The organism is Pseudoalteromonas sp. SCSIO 43101 (assembly GCF_023650775.1).
Classification (GTDB): domain Bacteria; phylum Pseudomonadota; class Gammaproteobacteria; order Enterobacterales; family Alteromonadaceae; genus Pseudoalteromonas; species Pseudoalteromonas apostichopi.
On record NZ_CP072673.1, the window covers coordinates 975,470 to 995,962 of the forward strand.

General features: G+C 41.7%; 21 protein-coding genes. 8 read left to right on the forward strand and 13 right to left on the reverse strand.

Translation table 11 applies throughout. The features are described 5' to 3' along the window. Positions 1-153: 153 nt before the first annotated feature. Complete coding sequence (locus tag J8Z25_RS04600; RefSeq protein ID WP_250661737.1) at positions 154-921, reverse strand: substrate-binding periplasmic protein; 768 nt, start codon at positions 919-921, stop codon at positions 154-156. A 169-nt stretch (positions 922-1,090) separates the two neighbouring features. Between J8Z25_RS04600 and hrpB the strand changes: the two genes are divergently transcribed. Continuing rightward, positions 1,091-3,511, forward strand: coding sequence for an ATP-dependent helicase HrpB (hrpB, locus tag J8Z25_RS04605; RefSeq protein ID WP_250661738.1), 2,421 nt, complete (start codon positions 1,091-1,093; stop codon positions 3,509-3,511). Between the two features lie 150 nt (positions 3,512-3,661). After that, positions 3,662-4,099, forward strand: coding sequence for a membrane-bound O-acyltransferase family protein (locus J8Z25_RS04610; protein WP_250661739.1), 438 nt, complete (start codon positions 3,662-3,664; stop codon positions 4,097-4,099). Positions 4,100-4,106: 7 nt separating this feature from the next. On the opposite strand, the gene J8Z25_RS04615 is transcribed toward J8Z25_RS04610, so the two are convergent. Together J8Z25_RS04615 and J8Z25_RS04620 are read right to left on the reverse strand one after the other, a co-directional pair. Continuing rightward, a complete protein-coding gene (locus J8Z25_RS04615; protein WP_250661740.1) occupies positions 4,107-5,195 on the reverse strand; it encodes an alkene reductase in 1,089 nt (362 codons plus the stop codon). 98 nt (positions 5,196-5,293) lie between these two features. Further along, positions 5,294-6,181 (reverse strand): LysR substrate-binding domain-containing protein, encoded by an 888-nt coding sequence (locus tag J8Z25_RS04620; protein WP_130052165.1) that lies wholly within the window; start codon positions 6,179-6,181, stop codon positions 5,294-5,296. A gap of 110 nt (positions 6,182-6,291) precedes the next feature. Between J8Z25_RS04620 and J8Z25_RS04625 the strand changes: the two genes are divergently transcribed. The 3 genes from J8Z25_RS04625 (at position 6,292) to J8Z25_RS04635 (ending at position 8,963) form a co-directional block, all read left to right on the forward strand. Then, positions 6,292-7,473 (forward strand): MFS transporter, encoded by a 1,182-nt coding sequence (locus J8Z25_RS04625; protein ID WP_250661741.1) that lies wholly within the window; start codon positions 6,292-6,294, stop codon positions 7,471-7,473. Between the two features lie 89 nt (positions 7,474-7,562). Further along, positions 7,563-8,030 (forward strand): nuclear transport factor 2 family protein, encoded by a 468-nt coding sequence (locus J8Z25_RS04630; RefSeq protein ID WP_130052163.1) that lies wholly within the window; start codon positions 7,563-7,565, stop codon positions 8,028-8,030. A gap of 225 nt (positions 8,031-8,255) precedes the next feature. Next, complete coding sequence (locus J8Z25_RS04635; protein ID WP_250661742.1) at positions 8,256-8,963, forward strand: TorF family putative porin; 708 nt, start codon at positions 8,256-8,258, stop codon at positions 8,961-8,963. Between the two features lie 75 nt (positions 8,964-9,038). Here the strand turns inward: J8Z25_RS04635 and J8Z25_RS04640 are convergent, their stop codons facing one another. The 3 genes from J8Z25_RS04640 to J8Z25_RS04650 are packed head-to-tail and all read right to left on the reverse strand — an operon-like array spanning position 9,039 to position 11,393. Then, entirely contained in the window at positions 9,039-9,254 is a 216-nt protein-coding gene (locus J8Z25_RS04640; RefSeq protein WP_130052161.1) for a hypothetical protein, read from the reverse strand. A gap of 48 nt (positions 9,255-9,302) precedes the next feature. Beyond that, positions 9,303-10,193, reverse strand: coding sequence for a dienelactone hydrolase family protein (locus J8Z25_RS04645; protein WP_250661743.1), 891 nt, complete (start codon positions 10,191-10,193; stop codon positions 9,303-9,305). A 48-nt stretch (positions 10,194-10,241) separates the two neighbouring features. Further along, positions 10,242-11,393 carry a hypothetical protein gene (locus J8Z25_RS04650; RefSeq protein ID WP_167657883.1) on the reverse strand — a complete coding sequence of 384 codons (1,152 nt, stop codon included), beginning with the start codon at positions 11,391-11,393 and terminating at the stop codon, positions 10,242-10,244. A gap of 128 nt (positions 11,394-11,521) precedes the next feature. Between J8Z25_RS04650 and J8Z25_RS04655 the strand changes: the two genes are divergently transcribed. Beyond that, complete coding sequence (locus J8Z25_RS04655; protein ID WP_130052158.1) at positions 11,522-11,986, forward strand: MarR family winged helix-turn-helix transcriptional regulator; 465 nt, start codon at positions 11,522-11,524, stop codon at positions 11,984-11,986. Positions 11,987-12,072: 86 nt separating this feature from the next. After that, positions 12,073-12,822, forward strand: a complete 750-nt coding sequence (locus J8Z25_RS04660) for an RIO1 family regulatory kinase/ATPase domain-containing protein (RefSeq protein WP_250661744.1) — start codon at positions 12,073-12,075, stop codon at positions 12,820-12,822. A 32-nt stretch (positions 12,823-12,854) separates the two neighbouring features. Here J8Z25_RS04660 and J8Z25_RS04665 read toward each other — a convergent pair whose 3' ends face one another. The 7 genes from J8Z25_RS04665 to J8Z25_RS04695 form a co-directional block, all read right to left on the reverse strand. Next, positions 12,855-14,267, reverse strand: a complete 1,413-nt coding sequence (locus J8Z25_RS04665) for a family 43 glycosylhydrolase (protein ID WP_250661745.1) — start codon at positions 14,265-14,267, stop codon at positions 12,855-12,857. A 249-nt stretch (positions 14,268-14,516) separates the two neighbouring features. Further along, positions 14,517-14,987 carry a PA2404 family protein gene (locus tag J8Z25_RS04670; protein WP_130052155.1) on the reverse strand — a complete coding sequence of 157 codons (471 nt, stop codon included), beginning with the start codon at positions 14,985-14,987 and terminating at the stop codon, positions 14,517-14,519. Then, positions 14,987-16,138, reverse strand: coding sequence for a PepSY-associated TM helix domain-containing protein (locus tag J8Z25_RS04675; protein ID WP_250662014.1), 1,152 nt, complete (start codon positions 16,136-16,138; stop codon positions 14,987-14,989). The genes J8Z25_RS04670 and J8Z25_RS04675 overlap by 1 nt, the downstream gene beginning before the upstream one ends. A 99-nt stretch (positions 16,139-16,237) precedes the next feature. Next, the gene (locus J8Z25_RS04680; RefSeq protein WP_130052153.1) at positions 16,238-17,077 is read right to left on the reverse strand and encodes a mechanosensitive ion channel family protein; all 840 of its coding nucleotides are present in this window, start codon (positions 17,075-17,077) and stop codon (positions 16,238-16,240) included. Positions 17,078-17,110: 33 nt separating this feature from the next. Continuing rightward, positions 17,111-17,821: an LrgB family protein gene (locus tag J8Z25_RS04685; RefSeq protein WP_167657887.1), complete on the reverse strand. Its 711-nt coding sequence runs from the start codon at positions 17,819-17,821 to the stop codon at positions 17,111-17,113. After that, a complete protein-coding gene (locus J8Z25_RS04690) occupies positions 17,811-18,164 on the reverse strand; it encodes a CidA/LrgA family protein (RefSeq protein WP_130052151.1) in 354 nt (117 codons plus the stop codon). Before J8Z25_RS04690 ends, J8Z25_RS04685 begins: the two co-directional genes overlap by 11 nt. A gap of 69 nt (positions 18,165-18,233) precedes the next feature. Continuing rightward, positions 18,234-19,025, reverse strand: a complete 792-nt coding sequence (locus J8Z25_RS04695; RefSeq protein ID WP_130052150.1) for a crotonase/enoyl-CoA hydratase family protein — start codon at positions 19,023-19,025, stop codon at positions 18,234-18,236. 258 nt (positions 19,026-19,283) lie between these two features. Between J8Z25_RS04695 and J8Z25_RS04700 the strand changes: the two genes are divergently transcribed. Beyond that, positions 19,284-20,486, forward strand: a complete 1,203-nt coding sequence (locus tag J8Z25_RS04700) for an efflux RND transporter periplasmic adaptor subunit (protein WP_239977317.1) — start codon at positions 19,284-19,286, stop codon at positions 20,484-20,486. The last annotated feature ends 7 nt before the right edge of the window (positions 20,487-20,493 follow it).

Consider the following 20,493-nt stretch of genomic DNA (forward strand, 5'->3'; position numbering starts at 1 on the left):
TCGCTGTACCATATGTTTTATTTGGTTAACTTGTTGATTAGTAGTTGTTTTATTTTTTATGATAGTAAGAAGGGAGGATAGAAAGTTGCAATTACTACGTAGTTTTTAAAGAAAGTCTGTAAAATTTTCTGTTCCGGTAGTTCTTTATGCTGCTCAGTGACTTTTAGATGTATAGCGATTTATTATACGTATATATTCTTCAGTTGATTTGAGCTTACGTAAGCTCTCGTTAAATAGGTCTCTTAAGGCTTCGTCACGAAATAAAAAGCCGTTCGAATTCTTGCCAAATAATGCAAATCGTTGCACTGGTTCAGAGACATCAATTTCCCCCTTGATGTTAATTAATGCTCGGTAATAGTCAAAAATTTTACCGTCCATCTGGATCACCTCATAGCGCTTTCGATACAAAAGTTGAACTTGTGCTAATTGATCATAAGTTTCTGCGTATTGTGGATTTTCTCTGGCCATTACTTGATATTCTGGCGAGAGTAATTCTTTAGCACCTTGCCATGAAAGAACACTAAAGTGTTTTAATTGGCCAATAGAATTAAGCTGAAGGTTTTGCTTGGTTAGGCTAAAAGCAAAGTTCTCATAGCTGTAAGCAATATCTGAAAAGTAGCCGCTCATTCTATGAGTATCGATAACTTTTTCATTTATATCATAAACAACATCAACTAAGTTTTCATTGTATAAAGTGATCCGTCTTGCATAGGGGACGTAGACGAATTGTATTTGATAACCATGTGCACCGAGTGTCGCGCGAAGCAAGTCCGGAATAATGCCGGAGTTGTCTTCAACCATTACCCAAGGCGGCATGGTATTTCCAAGTGCTACCGTAATTTTTTGCTGACTAAACGCATTTTGAAACGGCAAAACCAAAAGTAGCAAGGTGCTTAAAATGTGAAAGTAAATCCTGAACAAGTTAATTCCTTATCCTGATTTTTGTTTGGTTGCTTAATCAAGAATAAGCCTAAACAGGCAGAATGCAATGTTTTCACTTGTAAAGCTCGATACAGAAAATAAGCCTCTATTCATCGCAACTTTTGATTTTTTGATACAATGCGCGAAAAGAAAGTAAGAGATACCTAACGTGCTGCCAGTTCAAGATATTTATCAATCACTGTTAACCACATTACAGAGTAACCCTATGGCCTTATTGCAAGCGCCACCGGGAGCGGGTAAATCAACATGGCTGCCTCTTACCTTGATGCGCGAAGGGCACTTTAAACGCATTGTAATGTTAGAGCCAAGACGACTCGCCGCTCGCAATATTGCTCAGTACTTGGCAAGTCAGCAAAATGAAAAAGTCGGCGGAAGTGTCGGCTTACGTATTCGTGGCGAATCAAAAGTAAGCGCTGCAACAAAGCTCGAAATAGTCACCGAAGGCATGCTGACGCGTATGTTACAAAATGACCCAGAGCTAAGTGATGTTGATTTACTTATATTTGATGAATTTCACGAGCGCTCAATTGCTGCTGATACAGCTTTGGCATTTGCCCTCGAAACACAGGCGGCACTTCGCGATGATTTAAAAATTTTACTGATGTCGGCAACCTTAGACGGCGATCGTTACAGTGACTTTTTTAGCTGCCCTATTATCTCATCTCAAGGGCGAAGCTACCCCATTGATGAAGTGTATATTCCACTTAAAGACGAAAGCCGCTGGCTTGATGATATACCCGCCGTGATAAAACAGGCGCTTAGTGAGCAAACGGGTAGTGCTTTAGTATTCTTACCAGGACAGCGTGAAATCATACGCGTTCAGCAATCCCTAAACGATTTAGCTGATAGTGTCGAAGTATTTAGCTTGTATGGTGAGCAAAATAAAAACGAGCAACAAGCTGCTATAGCGCCAGCTAAAAATGGCAAACGCAAAGTGGTATTAACCACCAATGTGGCTGAAACCAGTTTGACCATTGAAGGAATACGCATTGTGGTTGATAGCGGCAAACGCCGTGCTGCTAATTTCAATTTAAAAACCGGTGTCACTGAACTTGTTACTCAAAGTATCTCTCGTTCTTCAGCTATACAGCGCGGTGGTCGTGCTGGACGTATTGAGCCGGGGGTTGTGTATCGATTAGGCTCTAAGCAAACCTTTGAGCGCCGTAACAGCCATGATGCGCCAGAAATTCTTACCAGTGATATTAGTCAGTTGTTATTAGAGACAAAACAGTGGGGGGCATCACTTGCTGAGCTAAGCTTACTCGACCCACCAAGTAGCCAGCAAATTAAGCAGGCAACGGCACTTTTGAAAATGCTCGAAGCTATTGATGAAAATGAAAAACTGACCTCGCTTGGCAGCCAAATGCTGAGCTATGGAGCCGATATTCGCCTCTCGCACATGCTTATTAAAGCAAAGCAACTAGAGCAGCGTATGCCTGGTATTTATATATTAGCGGGGTATTTAACTGCACTGCTTGAAAGCCGCATTAGTATGCCTGCTGATCTTAATTTGGCATTACATAGTCAGCACAGCAAACCGCACCCAGTATTTAAGCAGCAATTAACTTATTGGCTATCACGCTTGCAGCTCAAGCCGGTTGATGAGCTTAAAACAGAGTATTTAGCGGTGCTGGTGGCGCTTGCTTTTCCTGACCGCCTAGCAAAAAAGCGCGGTAATGGTTATTTACTTGCCAATGGTGCGGGCGCAGACTTAAGTGAGGAGTTTTGGCATAACGATGATTATATTGCCATTGCTCACATGGGCGGTCATAAGGGAAACCGTGTTTTCGCTGCTGTTGCCTTTATGCCAAGTGAGCTTGAAGATGAGCTTTCGCATTTATTTACTGAGCAAACTCGCTGCGAATACGATGAGAAAGCAGGGCGCTTTATCCATCAAGATGAGCTCAAGCTCGGTGCTATAACCATAGCGAGTCAGCCAAGTAAACAGCCCCTAGATAAGAGCGAGCGCACTAAAGCGTGGTTAAACTTATTTAGTAAGCAGGGCTTTTCGTTATTTAATGAACAGCCCGACAGTGAGCAGTTACTGATTCGAATGAGCTTAGCAAGTAAGCTATTACCCGAATCATTCCCACTTTTTAATCGTGATGAATTAATCGTTGATAACCAATGGCTTGCACCTTATTTTGATGATATTAAAAACCTTGAGCAGTTAAAAAAGTTTAACTACAGCGAAGCGATTAAAAGCTGTTTTGATTGGCAGCAGCAAAGCTTATTAAATGAATTACTGCCCTTACGATTAATCGTGCCAAGTGGTTCAAATGTAAAAGTGACTTATCAGCTTGATGGCCCTGCAAAGCTAAGTGTTCGTATGCAAGAAGTGTATGGCATGACCAGTACGCCTTTACTTGCGCAAGGTAAGTTGCCGTTATTAATGGAGTTATTATCGCCAGCTCGGCGACCGCTGCAGCTAACCCAAGACTTAGCTAACTTTTGGCAAACAAGTTACCGCGACGTGCAAAAAGAAATGAAAGGGCGTTACCCAAAACATTTTTGGCCAGACAACCCTGCCATCAGTCAAGCGACCAACAAAGTGAAAAGTAAAATGTGACTGTAATGAAGTGAGCGCTTAGCTCAGCTTTATTGCCTACCTTAGAGCTGTTCACTTCATAAACCGTTACAATTTCTAGCCTTGTTTTGGTTTCTCTTTTACTGGTTGTTTAGTAGTCTGAATTAGTCATTAGTAAAAAAGAGAAAGTCGGTGTCTGCTGCTATAACCCTTACTCAATACGTTAAAAAACGCACAGGTGTGCCCATTGGCCATAAAGATTCGCTGCGCAATATGCTGGCACGTTCGCTGGGGGCGAGTTCGTTTTATCTATTTTGGCGATATTGGAACCCGGTGTGGAGCTATTATTTGTCTCGTTATGTGATGAAGCCTTGCAATGACATTATGCCGGTTTGGTGTGCCGTTGTGGTGACCTTTGCCGTAAGCGGAGCGCTGCACGATTTAGCAGTGAGTTTAGTGAAGTTAAAGCCAATATTCTTTTTTACTCCTTGGTTTACTGTGATGGGCGCTATGGTATTGGTAAGCAAGTACAGCCAACTTCAGTTTAGCTCTGCTCCTTGGTGGTTAAGAGCGCTCGCCAACATCAGCTTTATTGTGCTGGGCTATTGGTTGACGAGCTTACTTTTTTAGCGTTTTATTACGTTGCTAAAGGGTAGTCGGTGTAGCCTTTAGCACCGCCTCCAAATAAGGTATCTGGATCATGCTGAGCAAGCTCAATACCTTGTTCAATACGAGCTGGCAGATCTGGGTTGGCAACAAACGGACGACCAAAGCCAATTAAATCAGCCCAACCTGCGGCTAATGCTTGCTCTGCTTTATCGCCAGTGTAATTGCCTGCATAAATCATTAATCCGGCATAGTTTTCACGTAGTGCTTGCTTAAAGCTTTGCTCCATTAGTGGCGCGTCATCCCAATCAGCTTCGGCAATGTGCAAGTAAGCAACGTTTAGGTCATTGAGTACTTTTGCTGCGCCAATATAGGTTTCAAAGGGGTTATCATCAACCGTACCATTGAGTGTTGTGAGTGGTGCAAGGCGCACGCCTACACGCTCAGCGCCAATTTCATCACAAACCGCTTGTGTCACTTGTTGTAAAAAACGTAAGCGGTTTTCTAAACTGCCGCCGTATTCATCAGTGCGTTGGTTCGACTCTGAATCAATAAATTGATTAATTAAATAACCATTAGCAGCATGTAGTTCAATACCATCAAACCCTGCATCAACTGCATTACGGGCAGCTTGGCGGTATTCGTTTATAACCTGTTTGATGTCGTCATGGCTCATTGCGAGTGGCAGTGATGTGGCAACAAAGTCGGGTTTGTCATCTTCATCAATAAAAACTTTTACGTCCTTGGCTGCAATAGCTGATGGCGCAATGGGTTGCTCGCCACCCGTGTTACTTGGGTGAGACACTCGGCCAACATGCCAAAGCTGAGCGAACATAATGCCACCAGCTTGATGAACTTTGTCGGTTACTTTCTTCCAACCGACAATTTGCTCGGGAGTATAAATACCCGGCGTCCAAGCATAGCCCTTACCTAGCGCTGATATTTGTGTACCTTCGCTAATGATTAAGCCTGCGCTGGCACGTTGGGCATAGTAGTCGGCCATTAACTCATTGGCGATATCACCCGGTTGTGATGAGCGAGAGCGAGTCATTGGTGGCATAACAATGCGGTTTTTTAATGTATGACCGGCAAGTTGTACGGTTTCGAATAATTTGTTCATTACGGCTCCTTAAAAGCGAATATGCTTTCAGCATAACGAAAGTTATTTATGAAATTAATGCCAGTAATCACAAAACACTTTTGCTAAAAATGAAAAAACTATAGCGTTAACCTTGGTGCTATAAAGTCTAAAAATGCTAATACTCGTGATGACACACCGCTGTTTTGATAATACACCGCATGCACTTTTTCGCGGCGATTAGGGCTCAGCACTTCGCCTTCGAGCACTTTTACTAAACGGCCTGCTTTTAAATCTTCATTGATCATAAATTCCGACAACAAGGTAATGCCGTGACCTTGAATACAAAGCTGGCGAACAGTTTCACCACTTGAAGCACTGATTGAAAATTTAAGCTCTAAAGGTGTGGTTAGCGGCCAGTGGTTTAAATGCGGTGCATCGGTAAAACCAATAAGTTGTTGTGAGGCTAAATCGGTTAGCTCATTTAATGGTGGTGCAGCTTGTAAATAATCAGGGCTTGCTACTAGCTGTAGTTTGCTTATGCCCAAAGTGCGCGCATGCAAGTTTGAGTCAGCAAGTTCGCCAATACGAATGGCAATATCGGTTTTATGTTCAAGCAAATCGATAATGTTGTCGTGGCTGGTGATCTCGAGCTTTATATCAGGATAAGCGTGATTAAAGGCTTTTAAATGTGGCGCTAATTGGTGAAACACAAAGGGGCTCGCGGCATCGACTCTTAACTTTCCTGATGGGGCACTGTGTAGGAGTTTCAAGGCTTCTTCGCCTTGTGCAAGCTGACTCAGTGCTTCTCTAGCATAGCCTAAAAATAACTCGCCTTCTTCGGTCAGCTCAATGCGCCTTGTGGTGCGATTGAATAAAGTAACGTTTAAGGATTTTTCGAGCCGAGTCACCGCCCGTGATATTTTTGCTACTTGCTCATCTAAGGCATTGGCTGCACTTGAGAACCCGCCGGTATCAACCACGCTAATAAATGCTTCTAAATCTTGGGTATTGGAGACAACACTCATGGCTTTACCTTTTCATTTTTGACAAAAGTATTTTGTCACTATCGCTATTTTTTGCAAATTTAATTTTAGCCACAATAGTCGCACTTTCAAAAATTAATAGAGGATATGTGATGCCAATAGCATTACTTGCGTTAACTCTCAGTGCGTTTGCCATAGGCACCACTGAGTTTGTGATTGTCGGCTTAGTACCAACTATCGCTGATGATTTGATGGTTTCGTTACCGAGTGCTGGGTTACTTGTTAGCTTGTATGCATTAGGGGTTGCGGTGGGGGCGCCAGTACTAACTGCGCTTACTGGGCGCTGGAATCGAAAACATGTATTACTTAGTTTAATGAGTCTTTTTGTTATCGGTAACTTACTGGCTTGGCAAGCACCTAGTTATGGTAGTTTGATCACCGCAAGGGTTCTAACAGGCCTTGCTCATGGGGTATTTTTCTCGATTGGTTCAACCATCGCTACCGGGCTTGTCAGTAAAGATAAAGAAGCCAGTGCTATCGCGATTATGTTTACTGGTTTAACGGTTGCATTAGTAACTGGTGTGCCATTAGGGACTTGGATTGGTCAACATTTTGGCTGGCGAGCGACCTTTTTAGTGGTGTCTTTGTTGGGTTTAATAGCACTTATTGGCAGTGCATTTTTAATTCCAAGCAACTTAAAGCAAAGTAAAGCAGCCACGTTGGGTGAGCAATTAAAGGTAATGGTGCAACCTAGGCTTTTACTGGTGTATTTGATGACCATACTTGGTTATGGTGGGACATTTACTGCCTTCACTTATTTAGCGCCTATTTTAGAGCAGCAAACTGGTTTTGCATCTGCCACCATTAGCTTAATCATGCTGGTTTACGGGGTATCGGTTGCTGTTGGGAATATATACGGTGGTAAGTTAGCCGATAAAAAGGGCCCGATTAGTGCGCTTACTATTATCTTTAGTGCTTTAAGTATTGTGCTATTAGTACTGACCTTTACCATGCAATCTAAAGTAGCAGCGGTACTAACCATACTCGTATGGGGTGCATTTGCATTTGGTAATGTTCCTGGGCTGCAAGTTTATGTGGATAAACTTGCTGAAAAATTCACACCCAATGCCGTTGATGTGGCCTCTGGGTTAAACATTGCAGCGTTTAATATCGGTATTGCGCTAGGTTCAGTGTTAGGAGGCGTTGTCGTTGAAAACTACTCATTACAAGACACTGCTTGGATTGGCGCTATTATTAGTTTAGCGGCGTTAATTACAACAAGATACAGCGGTTATTTAGATAAACGAGCGCTTATAAAGCCACAAACAGCTTAAAAATAAACTATTGATAGTTAGGGGGTTTGTCGTTATTTTAGGTTCGTAATTTGATTCTTAGTCAATAACTAAAACCACAAGGAATAACGATGAAGCACCTTTATTTTCTGGCTATTTGTTTGCTAAGCGCATTTAGCAGCCATGCAAAGCAAGCTAACCCAGAGCTGACAGCATTAGCACAGCAGTACTTCAATACCATGGTTGCAACACAAGCACCTAATGCCACCAAAAAAGAGTTAGAAGCCTTTTTAGCTTTATTAACTGACGACGTAGCAAACCAGCACTTACCTTATCAAACTGATGATTCAAGAGAACCAGATGGTAAAGCCATGATGCGCAAAGGCATGACTTTTTACCTTGGGGCGCACACTGAATATCAAGCAAACTTACTCGATACCTTTATTTTTAATGATTCGGCCATTGCCTTACGTTATACCCATCACGCTAAAGGTATACACCCACAAAACCAGCAAGAAATTGAATACACGCAAACCATTATGGATGTGCTCGAAATAGAAGATGGCAAGATAGCGGTTATTCGTAAATACCACGAATGAATCCATCAATTTTGAATTAGGCTACTTTTCTACGATCCTTTTTCATATAAATAACCTAAACTTAATGATGATAAATTTAGTTCGTATCAATGACATTGGCTTAAATTTAGACTGAGTAAAATTTTATTTGTGCGGTGATGTAATTTAAGTGCATCCCAAAAATGATGTTTTATCTGTAATTGAGAATGATGCTAAACATAACTGCATTAAGTTTAGGAAACCAACATGACAACAAGACAAACAGTATTAGCGGCAGCGTTGCCATTGGCATTACTATCGACATCAGCGATGGCTGACTTATCGGCTACGGTTACATTGGCGTCAGATTACACCTTTAACGGTGTGAGCCAAACCATGAATGATCCAGCGATTCAAGGCAGCTTAGATTATGCCTTTGCGGATTCAGGTATGTATGTGGGGACTTGGGCTTCAAATGTAGATTTTGGCGATGGTACTGACATTGAGTGGGATGCGTATTTCGGTAATTATGTTGAGATAAACGACGCCCTTAGTGTTGATTATGGTATTGCTTACTATTCATACCATGGTGAAGATTACTCAAGCGACGGTAACTATTTTGAGACTTATGCAAAGTTTGGCTATACCAATAGCCTAGGTTTCACAGAACTTAACTTTTGGTACGCTTGGGATTACTTTGGTACCGATGCAGGGCATGTGATTTCTATGGTTGCCCATACCTTTGAAATTGCATCAAATCATGCAATTCGTGCCAGCTTTGATATTTCTAATTCTCTCGATGGTAATAAGTTTGCCTGGGATGGCAACGATAAATCATACAATCATTATCGTTTAGCTTATCAAACAAGCTTTGCAGGTTTTGATTTCGAGCTTGCTGGCGAAAACACCAGCCTTGACTGGGATACCGCAGATGAGCGAATTGTAGCGTCTATTTCACGCAGCTTTGATTTATAAGCTCTGCTTTAATAAACGAAACGGCTAACCTTGGTTAGCCGTTTTTTATGCTTAGAGTATCTTAATGGATGAGGATTAAATCTCTTCGCCTTCGTGCTGCATCGCTAAATCATCAAGCTCAGCAAGGGTGTAATCAAAGTCACTCGTATCGACTTCGTAACGTATTTTCACGCCATAACCACCTTGGCAAAGTGTCGCAGTGACTTTAGCCACTGACCAATGTTTAAGCTTGTTTAAAAACCGATTGGCGGTTTGCTGTGAGTCAAAGCGATAACTGACTTGCGATTCCATCTTTTTTCTAGCCTAAAATTTTTTCGAGAGTGTATGAAATTGCTCTGTTTAAATCAATTGCTCATTGAAAAACGCCAATGTGCGTTGCCATGAAAGCTCTGCCTGCTTTTCATCATAACGCGATGTGGAGTCGTTATGAAAACCATGATTTGCTTGTTCATACATATGCATAGTGTAAGGCACTTGATGGGCTTTTAAGTCGCTCTCGTATTCTGGCCATGTTGCATTAACGCGGTTATCAAACTCAGCTAAATGCACTAGTAGAGGGGCTTTGATGTTTTGTCTGAGCTCTTTGACTGCGGGGGTGCCGTAATAGGGTACGCCTGCATTAATTAGTTTGCTATCAACTGCTGCTAGGTAGTTGACCATATAACCACCAAAGCAAAAGCCTACCGCACCGAGTTTGCCATTACTATTTGGGTGTCTTTTTATATATTCAGCTGCGGCGATAAAATCTTGTTGGATTTTTTGTTTATCCATAGAGCGCTGCATTGTACGCCCTTCATCATCGTTGCCAGGGTAGCCACCAAGAGGGTGTAATGCATCTGGCGCAAAGGCAATAAAACCGGCTTTGGCAAGGCGACGAGCAACATCTTTAATATAAGGGTTTAAGCCTCTGTTTTCGTGGATCACTAAGACTAATGGGTGCTTACCGGTTAAATTAGCGGGTTCGACTAAATAACCTTTTCCTTCGCCATGACCTTTAAACGAATCAAAGGTTTTATAGCTGGCTTTAATATCAGGGTCATTAAAGGATACTTGCTCAGCTAATGCGTAGTTTGGCAGTAAAGCGCTACTTAGCATTGCCATTGAATAACCAAGGGCTGCTAAGCCACCAAGCTTTTTCATAAAGGTGCGGCGATCCATTAAGCCATGGGCGTATTCATCGTACCAATCGAAAGCTTCTTGGGGAATGTGGTTATGGCGTTGCTCAGTCATACTTATATCCTTTAAAAACGAGTTAGGTTTATAACTTTAGCTGAAATATCAGCGATTAACAGCCAATTGCTTTGTTTGCATTAGTACATCCATAAAGCGGCGCTGCCAAATAGCCTTAAAGGCTTTGTTAAATAGGAATAAAAATATTAGCGGCATTAGCAACAGCTTTAAAATCAGCAGTGACAAGATATTCAAAAAGTCGATAAATAAGTCTTCGACGGCAGCCACCATGTTGCTAATGCCAGAGGTAACGGTATCAATAATTTTACTCACCTGTGACGATTGGTTTTGATTGAGTGATGCGTTAAGGTTTTCTAATTGTTCGTTTAAGGCGTCTTTGTCTAGGTTAAGCGCTCTTTGTTGCGCGAGTACAGCATTAAATTGCTTTGTTAATTGCTGCTTTTTATCAAGTAGTGGCTTGGCTTGTTCAAGCTCAGTAAAAGTGAGTCTTTCAGACAAGCTGCGGGTTGCTTGAATCGCTTCTATTTGTGTTTCGATCTCTGCCAAATCACCTTTGAGCTCAGTGGCTCGCTGGTGGTTTTTAATTTGCTGCTCATTTAATAGCGATAACTTGTCGAAGATAGTTTGTTTTTCACTATCGACCTCAGCTTTTAGCTTAGCCGATAGGGCAGAGGCATTATTTGCACTGCTATTAACAGTCTCTACTTTTTCGCTCACAATTTCACTTTGCTGGTTTATTTGCTCATCTAAGAATATCTGGCTAACGAGGCCTGTTGTAAGCACCACCGCAGGTACTAAAAAGCGAATTAAAATCAAGCTTGCCATAATCTTATGACGTACGTTAGGCAAATAATTACGCCATTCACAAATAAAGTAAGCGACAACTGAAACTGTAAATACACCGCTAAAAATAACTCCAGAAGAAATGGTGTATAAAATGCGCTGTAAGAATAACGAGCCTATTGCAAGGCGCATGGCATCCGACATGTATTCTGCTAAGTCATTTACTGGGTCAAGAAGCTGTGCAGGTTGAATACTGGCAATACCAATGCCCACTTCGGCTGATTGCAACAGCGATATAGCAGCATTGACTGTTCGAGATGAAGCATAGACAAGTGTTGATTGCACAAGGGCGCTGTCGATAAAGCGCATGATGAAATGGTTATAATGCTCTAGCCAACAAAAAAGTAGCAGTATTGAAAGAGATAAATACTTGATAAGATGTTGCTTAGTTAGCATAACGCCCCCCGACAGTTTTTACGCTTACTCACGCTACACTATTCATAGTCGTAGAAGCAATCTAATAGGATTGAATTATTTTGCCGCTTAACTGTCTATGAATTGCTATTAATCGTTTTAGAGGAAATATGAAAGAACCTGCATCAATTGGTCAGTGCTGTATTGAAGATTTAGATCCCGTGCAAGACTTAGGTCGCTTAGTCTCTTATTTACGTTCAAACCTCGTTACTCACCTTGATGATGCTTTAGAGGATAAAGAGCTAACGTCGGCCCAATATATTGTGGTTGTGCTACTTGCGCGTGGTAAGGTAAATACCTTGGCTGAGCTTTGTGAGCACATGATGTATGACCGTGGCGCTATGAGTCGGTTACTTTCTCGTTTAGAAGACAAGGGCTTGGTTGCTAAAAAGCAGTCAGTTGAAGATCGCCGTTCAACTCTTTTATGCCTCACGAAAAAGGGCCAACAACTCTATCCTGAAATTTTACCAACCGTAAATGATATCTATCGCAAAGCACTTACAGGCTTCTCTGATGATGAGCAAAAGCAACTCGCAAGCTTGCTGTTTAGAGCAATTCATAATTTAAAAGCATAAATTTCTCTAAGCGGTACATTGTCGCTGTTAGAGCATTTTGATAATATAGTTGCCTAGGCATTTAATTTTAACAAGTCCGGGTTGTTATGTTTGAATCATCTTTGCTCGTGCAGCTTCACGCGCAATTTCCAGCTCATCAATTTAGCCCAGAAGGTTTGTCGGTTGTTCATACAGGCCGCTTTGCTAATGCCATTGTTTATCGTTACAAAGATGCGAAATTTGATTTAATTATTAAAGACTTTCAGCACAGCCCATGGTGGGTGAGAAAAACTATCGCGCCGCTTTTTATTAATCAGGAGTACAAGGGGCTGGCACGCCTGCAAGACTTAGACGGAGTGGTCGATAACTTTTGTCGTTTGTCATCTATTGCTATTGTTTACGATTTTATAGAAGGCACGCCACTTCGCCAGCTTGCCTTGCAACAGCAGCATTTACCGAGTGATTTCTTTAAAGAGTTTGAGCGTTTAGTTGCAAAAATGCACCGCCGCGGCGTGGTGCATCTGGATTTACGTAATTTGGGAAATGTGATTTGTTCAAAAGACGGTAAGCCTTACATTATTGATTTTCAGTCAGCGATTCGCTTTGCACGCTTTCCGCGTTGGTTACAGCGTTTTATGCGTGGTGCTGATATGAGTGGGGTTTATAAAGCGTGGCAGAAGTTAGCCAATGATTCATTACCACAAACGAAGGCTGATTATTTACACGACTTTAATCATGTTCGTAAGCGTTGGATTTTTAAAGGTTATCCCATACAACGCGCCTACTTATGGTGTAGTGGGGCAGTAACTCAGATACTCAACTCTGACTTTATTCGCAGTATATTAGATAGATTATAAAAAGCGCGCTTGCACGCGCTTAATGGGGAGAACTAGTATTTAGGCCAGCCATTAGCATCCCAATTAATGGTGCTTATGAGCAATTTTGGCGTGCCATTATCACCTGCATCATAGGCATGACGAACAATCACATCGGTATTTAAAATGTCTTGTCCTCCTGGGCCTACCCATTGGCTATTACCCGCATCAAGAATGCTGCCGCCGCTGGCTAACATGTTGATGCCATTTTTATCTAGATATGGACCACGAATGTCAGTAGAGCGACCGTAAGCAATGCGGTATGTACTATTGGTACCATCACAGCATTTGCCAACCGAAACAAACAAATAGTAGTAGCCCTGGCGATACACTATGGTAGGTGCTTCGATCCCACCTGAGCGACTAGCTAACGAATAGATTTGGCCAAATGGTTTCATGGTCATCGGGTTAATACGTGTGAGTTTAATGCCCGAATTCCATGAGCCAAAGGCAAGCCAAGGTGCACCATCTTTTGCCACTACAAGATCTGGGTCGATGGCGTTGTAATTATTGCTATTGGTGGTATTGATTACTAAACCATCATCACGCCAATCACCTGTTGCCACACTACTTGCAGAAGTAAGGCCAATAGCACTAACACGTGAACCAAAGGTCGAAATAGAATAATAAAGCCAGCTGCGGCCATTGTAGCTTTTTAATTCAGGCGCCCAGACATCAATTCCATCATGATCTGGCACGTAGTTACTCCACCAGCTTAAACCATTTGAGAAAATCGGTTGCGCATCATTCCAATCTACACCGTTGCTTGAATACTTACCGTAGATACCTGGGCCCGTTTGAAAAACCCACCAGGTGCCATTTTCATAGCCAAGGGTTGGATCGTGGGTGACTAAATTACCTGTAAGTGGCCAGTGATCTGCAGTGCCATTTGTCGTTGATGGATCAAATGGTGTTGATTCAACATTAGCAAGCTTGGTTAGTTGCCATTGCTGCGCATCGCTGCCGTTGTAGCTCCACTGGCTAATATTCGCTCCATCGTTGCCATCAAAAGCATATAAGTCGAGTGCTTTACCACTGTGATCATTTATGAAGCTGTAGTAGCCGCTACCTTCATCATTAATTTGCCAATGTTGACTGGCAAGATTAGCGTATTCATATTGCACAACATTGCCACCATCGGCAGTTGAGAAGTCAAACACTTCGAGGGCTTTACCACTATTTAGATTAATAACCGAATAGTTGCTGCCACCTATGTTGGTAATTAACCAGCGCTGAGTATCGTGATTAGTGTTAGCCCATTGACTGACATTCGCACCATCATTGGTTTGTGCGCTGGCAACTTCAACAAACTTAGCACTGTACTTTGATTTAATCGTGTATACGCCATTATCAATCGCATAGGCACAGGGAAGTATCAGTGTTGATGCAAAGCTAAGCGCAGCGAGCGCTTTTTTTGAAAGTATCATTGTGTCTCCAAATCATTGTTATTGAGCTTTCCTTGTGTGTTCTGCTCCTTGGATGAGTTTTGATCAACACCAATCAATTAATAGCAGTGGTGCAGATTAAAACTGTTTATAATACTTTATTATATTATTACCTTTGTAAAGGTTTTGGTGGGAATAATTAACAAAAAATTTACTTTCAACTGTTTTAGAGGGGGCGAAAGTGTTTTAAAGAGATACAAAAAAACCACTCAGTGAGTGGCTTTTCGGATGTTATTGAGTAATAAACTGACTGGGAATATCCCATTTCAGGGTATGTAGTTGACCTTGCCAAGTTTGAATGGTGATCCACAGTTTATCGTCTGCTGAGATGGTTTTTGGGGCAATAGCATGGGCATGCTGACCATGATTTGTACCATGCATTATGCCTTCTTCATCTTTGGCAAACTCAGTCAGTGACAAAGGCGCTTTACCAATATTTAGGTAAGCCTGACGGATATTGCTGATGTCACCTTGATTAAAAGCAATAAAAAAATCTTTTACGTATTCATTGTGGTGTGAGTAAGGAGCATCTTCATTGAGCGGCATCGGCGCGATTTTAAATTCACCCGCTTGTTGCTCTTGCCAAAGAGCAGGAAACTGGGGATTTAATGATTGATAAATAAACCATACAGGCAAAGCTAGTATTACAGCATGCAAAATGTACTTTTTACGTTGCCACCAAGTTGCTTGTAAACGAGCCATTAGTTTGCCTCCTGAACATTATTTACTGGCGCAGCTTGGCGCGCTTTTACCGGTTTGCTATTAACTAATTTAGCGGCATACATCATAAAACCTGTGATTGACATTCCACTTAAAATTAAACCAAAAATAAACCAAATAACTTTTGTCCAAAGACCGCCAATATTACCGTAATGCAGTGGATCAGCGATATGCGACAGGGTTTGTAAAGCGTTCATCGTCTCAGGGCTTTTGCTTACTGCAATTTCACCAGTCCATGGATTGACTGATGTTGAGTAGGCGTAGTTATCATAGAAAATAGTATCGCCACTTCCCATGATGTTAAACATGCCACGGTTATGCTCAGGGAGCATCACATAGCTTGCTTTGAAATCTGGGTATTTCTCTTTGGTAATCGCTAATGCCGCTTTTAAGTCTGTAGGCGGTGTTTGTTTATCTGCAGGTAAGACTGACACAGCCACTAGCGGTGCGTGCTCTTCTATGTCTATTTCGTTATGCCACATGATGGCTTGTACTAAATACCACAGGCCAGTCAAAGCCATCACAGCCATAAACCAAATTGACCAAACGCCACTTAGGGTATGTAAATCTTTTAGAAAGGTTTTTTTACCTTGGTTAAAACGTAGTTTTGGCTGACTAAATGCGCGCCAAAAGTTTTTATAAATCACTAAGCCTGTTACTAGCGCACCTAAAATGACAAAAGCCATGGCGCTGACTAGGTAGTAACCTACGCTGTAACCTTCTTGCCAAGGGAAGAATAGCCAGCCGTGTAGGGTACGCATAAATTCAATAAAAGAGATCGTGTCATTAACAGCTTGTACTTCGCCTGTATATTGATTGACGTAGGCCACAGCATAAGGTTTGTCAGTATCGGTGAAAATAACAGCATTCACCAGATAAGGCTCATAAGTGAGAACACTCATCACATCAGCTGTAGGGTAGGCTTTTTCAACGCTACTAATAACTTGATCAACACCTAGTGCTGGTAAGTCATTTGGGTTGTTTGCACGTGCTTCACTGTTAGTGAGCCAAGTAAGCTCATGGCTTATCACAGACACAGTACCTGTGATACAGATAAAGCAAAATAGCACCCACAAAGGGAGCGAAAACCAACCATGTAGTTGGAACCAAAGACGTTTACTCATGGTAAAAATAGCTCGACGTTAATTGATGATAGTAATTGTTATCATTTAAATTGTACTACAATGTTTTAAACAAACACAATCACTGTCGTCGAACTAGTAAAAAGGCTATTAAGCGCCTTTTTCGGAATTTTGATTCAGGGTAACAATCCGTTGTGGGAAAGGAATTTCGATATCCGCCCCCTGAATTGCTTTAAATACATTGCGGTTAACCGCTAATTTAGTCTCTATAATTTTGGTGGTTGGCACCCAAAAGCGATAGCTCAAGGTAACACCGCTTTGTGCAAAGCGCTCAATACCTACTTGTGCGTGAGGAGAGTCACTAACTAGCTCATGATCGTTTAAGACTTTTTCGATAAGCTCAATAGCTAGGTCAGCATTTGCATCATAAGCTATGTCTATTTCGCCTTTGACTAGTGAATAGCTAAACGAGTTATGTAAAATCTCGCCAACAATATGTTTGTTAGGAATGGTGATTTCGACTTTTTCTTCGTTAATAAGAATCGTGTGGCCAAGCTCAATGGTTTTAACTTGTCCGCTTACTCCTTTCACTTCGATAGTATCGCCAACGACAAATGGCCTTGTTGCAATGATCGCAAGACCAGCGCCGTAGTTTGAGAGCATGCCTTGCATTGCTAAACCTGCACCTAATGATGCGGCACCAATCGCTGCCACAAAAGGCGTGACGCTAATGCCTATTTTACCAAGGGCAATAACTAAGAACATGATGATCAGCAATACTTTTATGACATTACTGACAAAGTTGGTGAGGGTGATATCGATATTATGACGCTGCATGAGGCCAGCCACCATATTCGATACTTTTTGCGCAATCCATAAGCCAAAAAATAGAATTAAGATGGCACCTACAATTTGCATGCTATAGGTGACTAAATATTCCATTATCAGATTGTAGTATTTTTCGACTTGTTGTATTTCTGAGTCAATCATGTGTTTTCCTAACAAGGTTACTGCGAGCGTTGACTATACCAGAATATGCTGAATAACAGGATAGAGTATTGGCACTATAATAGCGCTTAGTAGTGCGCTTAATGCCATAGCTACAGAGGCAAAGGCGCCAGCTTTTGGCTGATCAGCAATCAATGACGCTGTACCAATGGCGTGACATGCAGTGCCAATGGCAACGCCTTTTGCTTGAGCGTTGCGAATATTTATCAGCGAGAAAATCAAATTACCAAAAATAGCCCCTAATACGCCAATAAAGATCACCATTGCTGCGGCCAAAGAGGGAATGCCCCCCAGTGATTCTGTCACTAATAAAGTGATCGGTGTCGTTACTGACAAGCTGGCAAGTGATGCACTTAACTGCGTGGGTGCGTCAAAAATATAGCATATTAGCGATGCTACCAGCGTCGCATTGAATACCCCTAAACTACAACTTATAAGAATTAATAGTAGGTTCTTTTTTACATGTATAAATTGCTGATAAAGCGGTAAAGCTAAAGCCACAATCGCAGGCTCAAGTAACCAACTTAAAATTTTACTGTGTTCGGCAAAAGGTGCATAAGGGAGTTTAAATATCACTAACAGCGCCGCAATTAAGACAATTGCCCAGCACACAGGGTTGCTAAGTGCTTTGGGAATGGCATGGTGTGCTTTAGAGTTCAAAAAGCGTAACACTAAGAAAAGAGCAATAATAAAAGGAACGCTTAGCCACCATAAACTAACTGTCATTTTCACGTCCTTTAAAGTAAGCAATAACAGAGCCTATTAGTAAAACACTGGTCAGTGGCACTACAAAAAAAATAGTCAGTAATAAAGGCCAATTCTGTGTAATTAAACCTAGGTGCTCAATAATGCCAACCCCAGCTGGGATGAAAAATAACGGCATATAATTAAGTAAAGGGCTGGCTGTCGGTTTTAAGTGTTGTTCTTTCACTAGGCCCGTTAACAGTAATACAAGCAGTAACACCATACCTAGCAATGGGGCAGGGAAAGAGCTTTCAAGCAAAGCCGTCAAATATTTAGCAACGGCTAAACAGCCAAGAATAATGATACTACTGATGAGGTATTTCATGAGTCAGGATGATTGCGAATAAAGTACAACTACATCATACCCTTGTCAGTTGTACTATGCGACTTTAGCTTACCATGATTTTGCATTATTAAATTTGATGTCTTCAGCGCCTTTCGCCTTCGCAATAGCCTTTTTGGTATTAGGGTTCATCAGTAAACGAATTTGACTCCATGTTTCTTTAGCGAGAATTTTGCGCTGCTGTGAGCGATAGCTTTGCTGAGTAATTCGTTTAATTGCAGCAAGGGTATCCGGCGAGCGGGCCATCAGTGTTTCGAGTACAGCGTCTGTTTGTTTATCAATGTCATCAGTTAGTTGCGTAACTAAGCCATATTCTTTTGCGTCTTCAGCCGAGATAGGGCCTGCATGACTTGCCAACCAAAGAGCTTGGTCGCGTTTCATCAAGCCAGCAAGTACCACGTTAGCCCCCATATCTGGGCAAAGGCCCCAACGCGCTTCCATGATGGCTAATTTGGCATTTTTATCGACGATGCGGTAATCAGCACCGAGTGCGATTTGCATGCCGCCACCAAAGCAATGTCCGTTAATTTTAGCAATCACTGGAATACTTAAATCTTGCCAACCTAACACGACTTTCTGCGCTAGGTTTTGGTTTCCTGGTAACCATTTGAATAAGAGTTTGACGATATTACTCGGCTTTTTCATCACCGCAGCAACATCTAGCCCAGAGCAAAAGTGTCCACCTTCGCCAGATATAACGACAGCGCGTAAATTGCGATCGCGTTTAATTTTTTTTATTACGTTTGAAAGCTCAACAAACATAGCAAAACTTAGTGCATTTTGTTTCTCGGGACGAACAAGGCTAACCCATGCGACTTGTTGTTTTATTTCTAGTTTTATCATGGTAACTCCTCTGACCTGTTTGCTAGAGCTTACGAGTTAATTACAACTAAGTAAAGAATTGCTGATGTGTCGCAAGGAATCACTATATTTTCCAAAAATGGGTAACCTTGTCATATATTTAGTTACAAATTGATGTATATTTTTAAAACAAAGATGCTAGTTCATAGCTAGTTTGGTTTTGTGAATAGTTAGATACTTTCACAAAATCCCATGACACGACTAGACTTAGCTTTAAGTCGCGCTACAAGGAGTAAAAATATGCTGATGCGCAACACAGCTCGCATAACTAAACAATCATCTCGTTCTTTGGCTTTTGCTGCTTTTTCAGTAGCTTTAACAACCACAATGGTTGGCTGTTCAGATGATAAAGCACAACAACAAGCTACGCCGCCACCGGCCGTATCAGTATTTAATGTCGTCACACAAGAAGTTGGTAATTACCGAGAATTTGTTGCGCGTACTGAAGCATTCCAAGAGGTCGCAATTAGAGCCCGAGTTGAGGGGGAATTAATAGAACGTCACTTTAATGAAGGCTCGTCTGTTGAAAAAGATCAGCTTTTACTAAGGATTGACCCATCTGAATATCGCTCAACGGTCGCAGAAGTTGAAGCTGACCTGAAAAGTAAAATTGCTGCAGCGGATGCTGCTGAACGTGATTTAAAGCGCGGAAGAGATGTGGCCGCACAAGGTTTTATTTCACAATCAGACCTCGATAAACTCACTACTAACTTTGAGCAAACGGCTGCAGCTGTAAAAGCGGCTGAGGCAGAGCTTGAAAAAGCAAAGCTTAATTTAAGTTATACAGATATTCGTGCACCGTTTGCAGGGCGTATTGGTAAAGTAAATTATGATGTTGGCAATATTGTTGGTCCATCATCAAATGAACTCGCAGAGCTTACCGATGTTGACCCAATTTACGTGAGCTTTCAGGTTGAAGAAGCAGATTACATCTCTTATCGCCAGCAACATCAAGCACCTTCAGATAAAGACCCTCGTGATGTGCCCATTGACTTAACTTTGCGTTTACCGAATAACTCGACATTTCCTGACAAAGGTGTACTGGATTTCGCAGATACTAAAATTAATCGAAACACAGGTACGGTTGAGCTTAGAGCTGAATTTGATAACCCTGATGGCATAGTTATGCCTGGCTTATTTGTTACCTTAATCGTTGAAAGTACCAATAAACAGGAGCTGGCATTAATTCCACAAGTAGCGGTACAAGAAAACCAGCAAGGTAAGTTTGTACTTGTTGTTGATGATGAAAATAAAGTTGCTATGCGTATCGTCAAACTTGGTCGTCGCATTAATGCTATGTGGGTGGTTGAGTCAGGCTTAGAAGCTGGTGAAAAAGTCATAATCGAAGGTTTACAAAAAGTTCGCCAAGGTGCTGAAGTGAAAGCGGTTGAAAAAAACGTCGATGAGACAACTGGCACTATTTCTAGCAAAGCTAACTCTTAGGATTGAG

Excerpts from the sequence above, each read along its gene's own strand:
- J8Z25_RS04615 (WP_250661740.1), bottom strand. The coding sequence starts at position 5,195 with ATGAACAAATTATTCGAAACCGTACAACTTGCCGGTCATACATTAAAA.
- J8Z25_RS04620 (WP_130052165.1), bottom strand. The coding sequence starts at position 6,181 with ATGAGTGTTGTCTCCAATACCCAAGATTTAGAAGCATTTATTAGCGTG.
- J8Z25_RS04625 (WP_250661741.1), top strand. The coding sequence starts at position 6,292 with ATGCCAATAGCATTACTTGCGTTAACTCTCAGTGCGTTTGCCATAGGC.
- J8Z25_RS04630 (WP_130052163.1), top strand. The coding sequence starts at position 7,563 with ATGAAGCACCTTTATTTTCTGGCTATTTGTTTGCTAAGCGCATTTAGC.
- J8Z25_RS04635 (WP_250661742.1), top strand. The coding sequence starts at position 8,256 with ATGACAACAAGACAAACAGTATTAGCGGCAGCGTTGCCATTGGCATTA.
- J8Z25_RS04640 (WP_130052161.1), bottom strand. The coding sequence starts at position 9,254 with ATGGAATCGCAAGTCAGTTATCGCTTTGACTCACAGCAAACCGCCAAT.
- J8Z25_RS04645 (WP_250661743.1), bottom strand. The coding sequence starts at position 10,193 with ATGACTGAGCAACGCCATAACCACATTCCCCAAGAAGCTTTCGATTGG.
- J8Z25_RS04650 (WP_167657883.1), bottom strand. The coding sequence starts at position 11,393 with ATGCTAACTAAGCAACATCTTATCAAGTATTTATCTCTTTCAATACTG.
- J8Z25_RS04655 (WP_130052158.1), top strand. The coding sequence starts at position 11,522 with ATGAAAGAACCTGCATCAATTGGTCAGTGCTGTATTGAAGATTTAGAT.
- J8Z25_RS04660 (WP_250661744.1), top strand. The coding sequence starts at position 12,073 with ATGTTTGAATCATCTTTGCTCGTGCAGCTTCACGCGCAATTTCCAGCT.
- J8Z25_RS04665 (WP_250661745.1), bottom strand. The coding sequence starts at position 14,267 with ATGATACTTTCAAAAAAAGCGCTCGCTGCGCTTAGCTTTGCATCAACA.
- J8Z25_RS04670 (WP_130052155.1), bottom strand. The coding sequence starts at position 14,987 with ATGGCTCGTTTACAAGCAACTTGGTGGCAACGTAAAAAGTACATTTTG.
- J8Z25_RS04680 (WP_130052153.1), bottom strand. The coding sequence starts at position 17,077 with ATGATTGACTCAGAAATACAACAAGTCGAAAAATACTACAATCTGATA.
- J8Z25_RS04685 (WP_167657887.1), bottom strand. The coding sequence starts at position 17,821 with ATGACAGTTAGTTTATGGTGGCTAAGCGTTCCTTTTATTATTGCTCTT.
- J8Z25_RS04690 (WP_130052151.1), bottom strand. The coding sequence starts at position 18,164 with ATGAAATACCTCATCAGTAGTATCATTATTCTTGGCTGTTTAGCCGTT.
- J8Z25_RS04695 (WP_130052150.1), bottom strand. The coding sequence starts at position 19,025 with ATGATAAAACTAGAAATAAAACAACAAGTCGCATGGGTTAGCCTTGTT.
- J8Z25_RS04700 (WP_239977317.1), top strand. The coding sequence starts at position 19,284 with ATGCTGATGCGCAACACAGCTCGCATAACTAAACAATCATCTCGTTCT.